This window comes from Algoriphagus aestuariicola, assembly GCF_017254835.1.
Lineage (GTDB): Bacteria > Bacteroidota > Bacteroidia > Cytophagales > Cyclobacteriaceae > Algoriphagus > Algoriphagus aestuariicola.
On record NZ_JAFKCW010000003.1, the window covers coordinates 530312 to 542175 of the forward strand.

General features: G+C 48.0%; 11 protein-coding genes. 3 read left to right on the forward strand and 8 right to left on the reverse strand.

The annotated features are described in order from the left end of the window. Positions 1 to 111: 111 nt before the first annotated feature. The 6 genes from J0A67_RS15010 to J0A67_RS15035 all read right to left on the reverse strand — a co-directional run bounded on the left by J0A67_RS15010 (position 112) and on the right by J0A67_RS15035 (position 3607). Positions 112 to 705, reverse strand: coding sequence for a pseudouridine synthase (locus J0A67_RS15010; RefSeq protein WP_206570181.1), 594 nt, complete (start codon positions 703 to 705; stop codon positions 112 to 114). A 12-nt stretch (positions 706 to 717) separates the two neighbouring features. Further along, positions 718 to 894, reverse strand: a complete 177-nt coding sequence (locus tag J0A67_RS15015) for a hypothetical protein (RefSeq protein WP_206570182.1) — start codon at positions 892 to 894, stop codon at positions 718 to 720. 120 nt (positions 895 to 1014) lie between these two features. Continuing rightward, positions 1015 to 2052, reverse strand: a complete 1038-nt coding sequence (arsB, locus tag J0A67_RS15020; RefSeq protein WP_206570183.1) for an ACR3 family arsenite efflux transporter — start codon at positions 2050 to 2052, stop codon at positions 1015 to 1017. Next, positions 2049 to 2684 (reverse strand): low molecular weight phosphatase family protein, encoded by a 636-nt coding sequence (locus J0A67_RS15025; protein ID WP_206570184.1) that lies wholly within the window; start codon positions 2682 to 2684, stop codon positions 2049 to 2051. The genes arsB and J0A67_RS15025 overlap by 4 nt, the downstream gene beginning before the upstream one ends. An 80-nt stretch (positions 2685 to 2764) precedes the next feature. Next, the gene (locus J0A67_RS15030; RefSeq protein WP_206570185.1) at positions 2765 to 3235 is read right to left on the reverse strand and encodes a DUF6428 family protein; all 471 of its coding nucleotides are present in this window, start codon (positions 3233 to 3235) and stop codon (positions 2765 to 2767) included. Between the two features lie 39 nt (positions 3236 to 3274). Further along, complete coding sequence (locus J0A67_RS15035) at positions 3275 to 3607, reverse strand: ArsR/SmtB family transcription factor (RefSeq protein ID WP_206570186.1); 333 nt, start codon at positions 3605 to 3607, stop codon at positions 3275 to 3277. 177 nt (positions 3608 to 3784) lie between these two features. Here J0A67_RS15035 and J0A67_RS15040 point away from each other — a divergent pair, with 177 nt between their 5' ends. After that, positions 3785 to 4834 (forward strand): hypothetical protein, encoded by a 1050-nt coding sequence (locus J0A67_RS15040; protein ID WP_206570187.1) that lies wholly within the window; start codon positions 3785 to 3787, stop codon positions 4832 to 4834. Here J0A67_RS15040 and J0A67_RS15045 read toward each other — a convergent pair. Together J0A67_RS15045 and J0A67_RS15050 are read right to left on the reverse strand one after the other, a co-directional pair. Then, the gene (locus tag J0A67_RS15045; protein ID WP_206570188.1) at positions 4831 to 5460 is read right to left on the reverse strand and encodes a response regulator; all 630 of its coding nucleotides are present in this window, start codon (positions 5458 to 5460) and stop codon (positions 4831 to 4833) included. The genes J0A67_RS15040 and J0A67_RS15045 overlap by 4 nt on opposite strands. A 14-nt stretch (positions 5461 to 5474) precedes the next feature. Beyond that, positions 5475 to 7403, reverse strand: coding sequence for a tetratricopeptide repeat-containing sensor histidine kinase (locus J0A67_RS15050; protein ID WP_206570189.1), 1929 nt, complete (start codon positions 7401 to 7403; stop codon positions 5475 to 5477). 277 nt (positions 7404 to 7680) lie between these two features. Between J0A67_RS15050 and ileS the strand changes: the two genes are divergently transcribed. Both ileS and J0A67_RS15060 read left to right on the forward strand, forming a co-directional pair. Next, positions 7681 to 11052, forward strand: a complete 3372-nt coding sequence (gene ileS, locus J0A67_RS15055; RefSeq protein WP_206570190.1) for an isoleucine--tRNA ligase — start codon at positions 7681 to 7683, stop codon at positions 11050 to 11052. Positions 11053 to 11063: 11 nt separating this feature from the next. Further along, a complete protein-coding gene (locus J0A67_RS15060; RefSeq protein ID WP_206570191.1) occupies positions 11064 to 11684 on the forward strand; it encodes a lipoprotein signal peptidase in 621 nt (206 codons plus the stop codon). Positions 11685 to 11864: the final 180 nt, after the last annotated feature.

The window sequence follows — 11864 nt, forward strand, 5'->3', positions numbered from 1 at the left end:
CCTATCAACTAGCTTATTTTTAGTACTTTATGCAAATAATCGCAAGTATTTGACTCCCCTTTTCTTGGGTAGTTTTTGACCATTCTAAAAAAAATTCCCTAAATCGAATCGCTACTTTTTGTATCCAGTCAATCCCAACATTCGGTAGATAGACTGCTGATCCATCTCCCTCACCTCTCCTGATTCGAATCCTTCAATTGTAATTTTTTCCATGGCAAACCGCACCAAACGAAGCGTCGGAAATCCAACAGCCGCAGTCATTTTTCGTACCTGCCTATTTTTCCCTTCGATCAAAGTCAGCTCAATCCAAGTATCTGGAATTGAAGCACGATATCTAATAGGTGGATTTCGCTCGGGCAATTTCGGCGCAGGATCCAAGATTTTCGCTAAGGCGGGTTTGGTGTGGTAGTCCTTTCCGTCCACATTGATAGTGACTCCGTCACGAAGCTGCTTCAGGGCCTCTGGAGTCGGGATGCCCTCCACCTGGGCGTAGTAGGTCCGCTGGTGCCCAAAACGCGGATTGAGCAGGTGGTGGTTGAGCCACTTGTCGTCGGTGATGAGCAGGAGCCCCTCGCTGTCCTTGTCCAAGCGGCCCACGGGATAGACCTCCCGGGGAAAAGCACCGAGAGAGGCCAGCGTGGGCCCCTCTCCGGTGAATTGTGTCAAAACCCCAAAGGGCTTGTAAATAATGAAGTATCTGGCCAAATCGGTAGGATTTTAGCTTCCGCAGCCGATGCAGTCAAAATGCGAATCCATGGGCTTCACGCCTTTTAGCTGCATTTCCAGATTGTGGATTTCATCCCTGGTCTCCATGTCGGCAAACATGTCACCAGTCAATTTTCCTTTCAGTGTCGCAATGGCCTCTTCGAGCGCTTGTTTTTGTTGTTCGGTCATAAAAGTGCTTGGATTAAGTGATGATTGAGAGGAATGAAAATAGCCAAATCGGTGAAATTGGTTCCTGCCGACGATGTATTTTTTTGGCTCAAATATGAAGCCATTCATAGCCAAGGACTTTCAGCTTTTCCCTGGATAGTATTTTTTCCTAAGCCAAAAAGCAACCCTCACCAGTAGTATCAACGCAGGCACCTCCACCAGCGGGCCGATCACCCCAGTGAAGGCCTGGCCGGAATTCAGCCCAAAGACTGCAATCGCCACAGCAATCGCCAGCTCAAAATTGTTGCCCGCCGCCGTGAAGGCGATGGCGGCATTTTTGTCGTAGCTGGCTCCCATGGCTTTGCTCACAAAGAACCCGATCAAAAACATCAGAGCGAAGTAGATCAGCATGGGAACAGCGATGCGCAGCACGTCTCCCGGGATCTCCACGATCGATTCCCCCTTGAGCGAAAACATCAGCACAATCGTCCCAAGCAGAGCGACCAGCGTTATCGGGGAAATTTTCGGGATAAACACCTTATTGTACCACTTTTCACCCTTGGCTTTCACTAAAACCAACCTACTCAAAATCCCCATCAAAAAGGGAATCCCCAAGTAAATCGCCACGCTCTCCGCGATCACCCCAACGGATATATCCACGATAGCCCCCTCAAACCCAAAATATGGCGGCAATACGGTGATAAACAGCCAGGCGTAAAAGCTGTAGAAAAAGACTTGGAAGATGCTGTTGAGAGCTACGAGCCCCGCGCCGTACTCCCGGCTCCCCTCGGCGAGATCATTCCACACCAGCACCATCGCAATACATCTAGCCAAGCCGATCAAGATCAATCCAACCATGTATTCTGGGTAATCCCTCAGAAAAATTAAAGCCAAGGCAAACATCAATACTGGCCCAATAATCCAGTTGAGCAACAGTGAAATACTCAAAATCTTGGTGTTTCGGAAGATCTTAGGAAGCAATCGGTAATCCACTTTGGCTAAAGGTGGATACATCATCAGGATCAGGCCGACGGCGATCGGGATATTGGTCGTCCCTCGGCTGAGAGACTCGATGCGCTCCGCGATGGGAGGGAAAAGATACCCCAACCCCACACCTATGCCCATCGCCAAGAAAATCCACAGCGTCAGGTTTCTGTCAAGAAAAGAGAGTTTTTTCATCCCTTTTTCCGGATTTGGGAAAACACGTAAAGCATCTCCGAGGCGATCTGCAGGGATCGCTCGTCGTACTTTTCGGACTCCAGCTCCGTGTCGTCAAAGGCCTTCGGATGCTCATAGCGTACCGCGATGCGCTGCTCCGTGCCGGGGATGAAGGGGCAGTTTTCATCCGCATGGTCGCAGGTCATCACCGCGGCAAACTGCGAGGCTTTGTTGGCCGGGTCGTCAAACAGCTTGGAAAAGGCCACGATGGGATCGGCTTCATCCGAGTAAAAAAGGAAGTAGGTCGGATTCGATCCGTTTTCTTTGGAACTGACCCGAAAGCCGCTCCGCTTCAGGGACTCCACCGCTCTGGAATTGAAGGCCGTCACCTCCACGCCGCCGGAGTAGCTGTTGATGGCAAGTCCATGGAGCTCGGCGGCAGTCTTGGTCCACACTTGGGAAAACTGGCTGCGGCGGGAGTTGTGCGTGCAGATGAAGTTCAGGTTGATCTCCTGCACTTGGTCGATCTTCTCTTGAACGTATTGGATCAAAGGACTCAATACACTCTTTCTTTCCTCGGAAATAGGCAATAGCTGGGCTTTGCGAAGCGTCTCTGCAAGCAGGGGAGTGCAGGTCTGGAATTGGTCTAGCATGGTAATACTGGCGTGGGATTGAGAGTAAAAAGCAGTGAGACCGGTCAGGTATCTAAACCTGGTCGGTCTGGCTTGATTGCCTAGTTGCAGCAGCCGGAGCCGGGGGCACAGCTGGATTGGGCATTGAGCTGGGAAAGGCGGATTTTCGGCTTTTCCGAGGGGATACCGCATTGGTCTTTGGCCAGGCAGTCGGTCATCTTGGTGGTCAGGAGGAAGGCGCTGCCATCATGATCCAGGCCATATTTGCCGATGGTGTCGCCCTGATACTCCACCTCGATCTCCAAATCCGGCATATTCAGCACCCGTTGAGAGAGCTCAATGATATGCACCAGCTTCTCGGGATGGAGGCGGTGGTCGTAGTCATCGGCATTCCAAAGCTGGAAATTTACCTTTTGCTCCTTGCGGACGGTACCTCCGCAGTCGATGAAATGTTTGTCTACCAGCCCGATCTCAGTCACATGGAAGTGGGAGGGCACGAGTTGGCCATTGGGAAGCTGAAAGGAAATTGTTTCGGCTTCGGACAGGATTTGTTTTGCTTCGGATAGTTTCATGATTTATTGCTTTATTACGATGGACGGGTTCAAATTTTTTTAGCAGGACGAGTCGCAACAGGCGCTATAGCTCTCAAAGAAGTGTTGAAACAGGCTTTTGAGCTCGTTCCACTTTTCGGCATGGATACAGTAGTTGATTTTGGTCCCCTCGATGGTGCCCTGAATGATCCCCACTTCCTTCAGCTCCCTGAGGTGCTGGCTGATCGTCGCCTGCGCCAAGCCTATCTCCAAGACCAGATCCCCATTGATGCAAGACTTGGTCTTGATCAGGTGATGGAGGATGGCGATGCGCGCCGGATGGGCTATGGCCTTGGCGATCAGGGCCAGCTGATTTTGATCCTCGGTGAAAAGATGAGATTGGGTTACTCCCATGGTGAAAATTATTTATTGCAATATTACGATATAAAGAACCAAATTTCCAGATAGCTGTCGAATTTTCCTGGATAAGCACATCACTACGTACTGCCACGGATAGCAATTGCAAAGAAGTGGGTATTTCTCATGGACTGAAAAGGCAGGAATTTTATCCTCATCTAACCAGACTACATTATGAAAAGCATACTTCTAGTACTACTTCTCCTGTTTTTGGAGATAGCACCCACAACAGTGTTGACTGAAAAGGACATGAAAATCACCAGTTTCAACAAGAAAAACCAAGGCAGCAAAGCGCCGAAAAAAGTATTTATCCGAAGTTTCAAAGCACTTTTTGAGGTTTTCGAAGAAGCTTCTGCAAAGACTTCCGGGTCAAAAAGTGAGCGTGCCGACCGCACCACTTTTACTTCAGGCACTTCCACGAGCCTTGGCGTTCAGATTTCTGGAGTTGATGTGGAAGACTTTCAAAAAATGATCGATGAAGCTTACGCTAGCTATGTTTCACAGTTGACTAGCCAGGGATTCGAAATCCTAAGCGCTGAAGACGCTTTGAAAAATGAATATTTCACGGGATGGACCCTAGTGAAAGGAGGAGCAAGCTCCGATGCCCAGGCTGCGGGGTTTGTCATGGTTACCCCACAGGATTTCAATTATTTGGTAAAAGGAATGAGCAATGGAGGAAGGGAAAAATCCGGCGGCGGACTTTTGGACAATACTCCCAAAATGTCAAAAGACCTTGACAATGTCTTTGTAGCAGATGTAAACTTTGTATTTCCTTTTGTCAACTTGGATGCCGATGCTTCAACCTGGACCAAAGCCACTTCAGTCCGAGCGGATATTGATTACCGCATTGAACCGTTAGTTGATCCGACAGAAAACAAAAAATCCCTTGCAGGCGGACCCAATCTCTTATCCCAGGTGAGTTTCATGTCCGGATTGGATATTGGAAATAACCCACTTTTTCATGCAAAAGTGGAACCGAAGAAGGCAGTATCTTTTGAGGGTGTTTTCAAAGACAAAAAGATTTTGGAAGTGACGCAAGCCAAGTCAGAAATGTTTGCCAAAGCGGGCTACACCCAGCTCGTCATGACCTCTGGTGATCAAAAAACCGTCGCCTCTCATTTCGCTGAGTGCGATCACAATGCCTACGTCCAGGCAGCCTCAGGCTCTATGAAGGACCTAATCGATGCAGGTGTGGCCAATTTTTTGGAGATGACAAAAAATTAAGCCGCTCCTCCAATGAGGTTGTTTACCAATGCAAACTTCAAAAGACCAACTAGCGAGTTGGTCTTTGTCTTTTGGTAGATATTCTTACGATGGGTCTCTACGGTACGCTCAGAGATAAACAGCCGTTCGCCGATCTCCTTGTTTGAAAGTTCATCAAAAATCAAGGTTAACACTTCTTTTTCCCGGTCTGTAAGAATCCGCTCGTCTTCCGGAAATCGCATCCGCATGATCAGAATTTTCTGGATTTCTGCACTGAAATACATCCCCCCTTCAGCTACTTCCCGCAGCGCTTTGAGCAGTTCTTCGTGAGCTGCTTTTTTCAAAACATACCCTTCCGCACCTGTGGAAAGTGCCTCCTTGACGCGGTAAGGCTCTTCGTGCATACTCAGGAAAATCAGTTTGACTTGGGGGAAAAGGGATTTTACTTTGTGAGCGAAGGCGATTCCACCGATCTCCGGGATCGAAATATCCGAGATAATTAGGTCGGGAATTTGCTCCCGGACTTTTGCCAGTGCTTCCTCCACTGTACCGGCGATATCCACTTGGCTCACCTCCGGTTGGTTTTGGATCAAAAATTTCAATCCATCCAATAGAATCCGGTGATCGTCAACAAGCAGAATATTCATCCAAAAGGGTAGGTTTAATTGGCTCGGTGAACATAGGGAAAAGTGACCAAAAGCTTTGTCCCTTGCTGCCCCTCCTGTGTAAAAAGCTCCAGTTTTCCGTTGAGCAGCTCGGCTCGGGTGGTGATATTCTTCCAGCCATTTCGCTTGCTTTGCTGAAAAATACTGGGATCAAACCCCTTACCGTCATCCAGAATTTGGAGTTTGGCAATTCCCTGATGTTGGGTTAAAATCAAGGAAATATGGTTGGATTTGGCGTATTTGAGCACATTGTTGATCCACTCCTGGCAGATACGGAATAAATTGATTTCGACCAGTTCGTCCATTCGATCAGGAAGATTTTGCGCCTCTATCTCTAGTTTGACCTTTTGGCCCGCATTGATGCGATGGGCCAGGTCATCTAGAGCGCTCTTTAGGCCGAATCGAATCAGTGTCGCCGGCATAAGGTCATACACGACGTTGCTGATTTCCCTCGACATCTCGTCCAGCACCGAATCTGTGCGGATGACCAACTCTGACTTCAGCTCTTCCTTGGCTTTTCCACTCTTCAGTTGGGCGACATACATCCGCAAGGCAGAGATATACTGCCCAAATCCGTCATGAAGGTCTTGCGCCATTCTACGTCGTTCCTGCTCTTGAGATTCGAGTGAGGCTTGGATGTAGGCCTCCTTTATCTTAAGCTCTCGATCCTTGACCAGCAGCTCCTGCTTTCGCTTTGCCCGATTTTGATAGTAGACAAACGTACCTATCCCCAGAAGGAAAAGCAGCCCAAGCGACGCAAAAGCAAAATAGTTCCTTTGAAGAATAGCATTTTTCTCTTGCAGCTCGGCGGTTTGGAAAGCGATTTGGTTTTCTTTTTTCTCCAGTTCATACCTCACCTGGAGATCGGTCAATAATTGCGCATTTTCTTGACTAAACACTTGTTTGTTCAGCGCCTCATATTCGTCGAGGTAGGCATTTCCTTTTTCGAAATCTCCCATTCGGAAATGGATTTTGGCCAAAGTATTTTTCAAAGTCAAAGAATAATTGATCAATTCCCCGTATTCGTCCAGTATTTCAACTCCTCTTTTGGCAAATTCCTCTGCTTTTTCCACTTGACCCAACATAAGATAAGAAGCTGCTGCGTTACTCACGATACTCAATTCCATTTTTGGATCGGGAATAAAGCCATCCGAACTATCCAAAGCTACATTCAACCGAAGTAGTCCTTTTTCAAAATTACCCATCTCCACATACAGGCTTCCTAAATTATCATGAGTTCGATGGAAAAGAACCTTGTTTCCAGATTCTTTGGCATATTCTATAGCTCGATCATAATAACTGATCGCCTCTTCAAATTGCCCTAAAAGCTTATAGCAAACCCCCAAATTGGCGCAGGAAATTGCCATTCCGTCTTTGTTCTTCAGTTTTTCACGGATTTCCAAGGCTTCCAGATGATACTTTATCGCCTGTTCAATCAAGTCCAATTCCTGATTTGCAAGTCCGAGATTTGAGATATAATTCACATAATCACCAGGCCTGGCATTGGGGTCTTTTTGGGCCATGGCAAGTGCCTCCGAAAAATACTCAATCGCCGCGCGGTAGTCGGATGAATTGAGGCGATTCATCCCAAGATTGTTATTGGATCGCTGCTCAAGAGCCTTCCAGCCTTGTTTTTGGCTTTCCTCCAAGATCTGAGAAAAGATAATCAGGGAGCTGTCGGTCTGTTGGTTTACATCGTAGTAGATACCGAGATTCTGAAGGATTTCGTAGTAGATGCGGGACTTGCCCACTTCCTTTTCGGCGGTTTCCAGGACTTCCTGGATCTTCACTTTGGCTTGTTGTCCATCACTGAAAATCATGGAGAAGGTACGCTGCTGAATAGCACGATAGCGAACTGAATCCGAAAGGCTTTGATTTTGAAACACTTGCTCAAGGCTGTCGGATTGGAGTTGTTGAAATGCCAAGGTGGATTGACATTGGAGTCCAATCCAAAAGAGAATAGAAAGAACAACAAAACGGTACAAGGGCAAAAGATTTGAGGTTAAAGTAAGTGCTCTACCTAACTTTTCAAATTCTTTATATCGAAGAGCCTGCAATTTCACACCAATAAATCTTCCCGGCTGGATCAGCAATTTCCTTCCCCCAAAAGCCCTTTTCTTCTATCTTTGTGGCTTGTTTTGAGCGGGATGCCAAATATGGCCCCCGCTTTTCTTCACCTACTTGCCCTTAAGAAAGGAAATTGTGAAAACGTATCAGGAATTTAAGCAGGTGGATTATCCCCAAATCGGAGAATCCGTCCTTCAGTATTGGAAAGAAAACCAGATTTTCGAGAAGAGTATCGCCAACCGCGAAGGGGCGGAAACCTTCACCTTCTTTGAGGGTCCCCCCTCAGCTAACGGTACGCCGGGCATTCACCATGTCATGGCGAGGGCTTTGAAAGACATTTTCTGCCGATACAAAACTTTGAGAGGATTTCAAGTGAAACGTAAGGGCGGATGGGATACCCATGGCTTGCCGGTGGAGCTTCAGGTGGAGAAAGAACTCGGTATCACCAAAGAAGACATCGGGAAGAAAATCACGGTCGAAGAATATAACCGCAAATGCCGCGAGACGGTCATGCGATTCAAAAACGAATGGGACGATCTGACCGAAAAAATCGGCTACTGGGTGGACTTGGATGATCCCTACATCACCTTCGACAGCAAATACATCGAGTCACTCTGGCATCTGCTCAAGCAGCTTTACGAAAAAGGGCTCCTATACAAAGGCTATACAATCCAGCCCTATTCTCCCGCCGCGGGAACGGGACTTTCTTCCCACGAACTAAACCAGCCAGGCACTTATAAAGATGTCAAAGACACCTCGATCACTGCCCAGTTTAAACTGAAAGGGCAGGAAAACACCTACATTCTGGCCTGGACGACCACTCCTTGGACTTTGCCTTCCAACTCGGCTCTCGCCATCGGCGAAAACTTGGATTATGTGAAGGTGAGGACATTCAATCCCTATACCCACGAACCTGTAACTGTGATCTTGGCAAAAGCCAGGATGAGCGCTTACTTCAATCCAAAAGCTGACGACCTTAAGCTCGAAGAATACAAAGCTGGAGACAAACTGGTTCCTTTCGAAGTGGTCGAAGAGTTCAAGGGCAAATCCATGCTGGGTTGGGAATATGAGCAGCTTTTCCCAATCTCTGAATTGGCACTGCCTAATCCAGCTTTCACCGTGGTCTCGGGAGATTATGTGACTACGGAGGACGGCACGGGAATCGTACACTTGGCCAAGGCATTCGGTGCGGATGACTTTAGGACTTTGGTACAAAACAATGTGCCCGGGATCTTTGTGAAAGACGAACTGGGAAATGACATTCCCGTGGTGGATAAGAGAGGCAAGTTCCTGCCCGTCGTGGGAGCATATCTTTCAGCAAAAATGCGGGAGCATGCAATCACCGCACATAAGGAGTATGGCGTGGATGATTTCTATGTGAAAAACTATACCGAGGACGATGAGTCGGCGCCGGATTACAAAAACACCGACGTGATCATCTCCATCATCCTAAAAAATGAAAACAAGGCCTTCAAGGTCGAAAAATACGAACACACCTATCCGCACTGCTGGAGAACGGACAAGCCCATCCTTTACTACCCTCTGGAAAGCTGGTTTATCAAGACTACCGCCTACAAAGACCGCATGGTCGAGCTCAACAAGACTATCAACTGGAAGCCCGAGGCTACCGGTACAGGTCGCTTTGGCAACTGGCTCGAAAACTTGGTCGACTGGAATCTCAGCCGGTCCAGATTCTGGGGTACACCACTTCCTATCTGGAGAACTTCGGACGGCACGGAGGAAAAATGCGTTGGTTCTATCGCTGAACTAAACGCCGAAATCGAAAAATCCATCGCTGCAGGCTACATGGAAAAGTCTCCCTACGAAGGCAAAGAACTGGACCTACACCGGCCTTATGTGGATGATGTGGTTTTGGTTTCCGAGAAGGGAGAAAAGATGTTCCGCGAGCCCGACCTGATCGATGTATGGTTTGACTCAGGTGCGATGCCCTATGCGCAGTGGCATTTTCCTTTCGAAAACGAAGATATCTTCAAAGCCAACTATCCAGCGGATTATATTGCCGAAGGTGTGGATCAAACGCGTGGCTGGTTTTTTACCCTGCATGCCATCGCCGTGATGCTCTTTGACAGCGTGGCTTTCAAAAACGTAATCGCCAACGGCCTCGTGCTGGACAAAAACGGCAACAAGATGTCCAAGCGACTGGGCAATGCCGTAGATCCTTTCAAAACGCTGAAAGAGTTTGGACCGGACGCCCTACGCTGGTATATGCTCAGCAACGCCAACCCATGGGACAACCTGAAGTTCAACTTGGACGGTGTCACCGAAGTGCAGCGTCGCTTCTTTGGAACCCTCCAAAACACCTATAACTTCTTCGCCCTTTATGCCAACTTGGACGCTTTCGTCTACGACCAAAGCAAGTCCGTACCGGTAATCGAGCGTGCGGAACTCGACCAGTGGATCATTTCCAAGCTTCAATCCTTGATCGCCGAGGTGGAAGCCGCCATGGATAACTATGACGGCACCAAAGCTACACGAGCGATCATGAACTTCACCGTGGATCAACTCTCCAACTGGTATGTGCGACTGGCCAGAAAAAGATTCTGGAGAGGCGACATGAATGCGGACAAGCAGGCCGCCTATGAGACGCTTTACGAGTGCTTGCTCACTTTGACACAGTTGATGTCTTCCTTCGCTCCTTTCTACGCAGACTGGATGTACAAAAACCTCAACGAGGCAGGCGAAAATGGTAAGGAATCCGTCCATCTGACAGACTGGGTATCTGCCGACTCCAGCCTGATCGATACCGATCTTGAGGAGAGCATGGACTTGGCCCAGAACATTTCTTCCCTAGTCCATTCCCTCAGAAAAAAAGAAAAACTGAAAGTACGCCAGCCCCTGCAACGCATCCTGATCCCGGTGCTTTCCGCCAAGACCAAAGCGCAGATCGAGCACGTTGCTGAGCTGATCAAGTCCGAAGTCAACATCAAGACCATAGAGTTTTTAGACGACGCCTCGGGCATTTTGGTGAAAAACGTAAAGCCAAACCTACCTCTACTAGGCAAAAAACTTGGTCCGAAAATGCGCTTCGTGGTAGCGGCGATCAATGCCTGGAGCCAAGAGGAAATTGCCCAAATCGAACGGGAAGGCAGAATCGCAGTGCAGCTGGAAGGCGACGCCATCGAACTTCTTCTCGAAGAGGTCCTTATCACCTCTCAGGATATTCCGGGCTGGTCAGTAGCCTCGGATCAAGGCGTGACAGTGGCGCTAGATGTGACGCTGACCGAAGCACTGAAGCAAGAGGGAGTTGCCCGTGACTTGGTCAATAGGATTCAAAATCTCCGAAAAGAAATGGGATTGGAAGTACAGGATAAAATCAACATCATTGTGTCCCAGGACAACGAGCTGGTGAAATCAGCCGTTTCCGCATTTGGCCAATACATACAGTCCGAAACCCAAGCACTGGCACTCGGTCTCGGTGATATCGCTGAGGGCACCGTATTGGACATGGATGATTTTGAGTTGGCCGTAAAAGTAGAAAAGGCCTAAGCCTGTAGCAGATGAACAAGTACGTAAAATATTTTGGCATCGCCCTTTTGGTGATTGCGATAGATCAGATGGTGAAGATGCTGGTGCACTTCCAGATGGACTTTGGGACACCAGGCCAGATCCCGATTTTCGGAGATTGGTTTAAGCTGCACTACACCACCAACCCAGGAATGGCATTTGGGATGGAGTTGGGATCGGAATATGGCAAGATGATCCTGACTTCCTTTCGGCTTGTGGCCATGGTGGGGATAGGCTATTACCTTGTCCACATCATCGAAAAGAAAAACCATCCGGTGTACATCCTTTGCATCTCGATGATCCTCGGAGGCGCGATCGGCAACTTGGTTGATTCGATTTTCTACGGTGTTTGGTTGGACAATGCACCGTACAATGCTCCTACCGCTTGGTTTCATGGCCAAGTTGTGGATATGTTTTATTTTGATATCTGGGAAGGCTATGTGCCTGAGTGGATTCCGCTCTGGGGCGGAAGCTACACCGCGCTTTGGCCGATCTTCAATGTGGCTGACGCGTCCATCTTTATCGGAGTAGCGATCATATTGATTTTCCAAAATCGATTCTTCCCGGAAAAAAAGGAGGAAAAGACGCCGGAAAAAACCGAATCATTCTCCTAAAAGATCAAGAATAATCCAATTTTAGGCTCGAATTTTTAAACTTCGGGCCTTTTTCATGATTTTTTTTCAAAATACAAGGCTACATTTTCAAAAGAAAAGCTCATTTTGAGTAATTTTCAATTTGTATATCCTTGAGTCAACCCTAACCTCATAATATATAGCATTGGGGAATTCTGATGC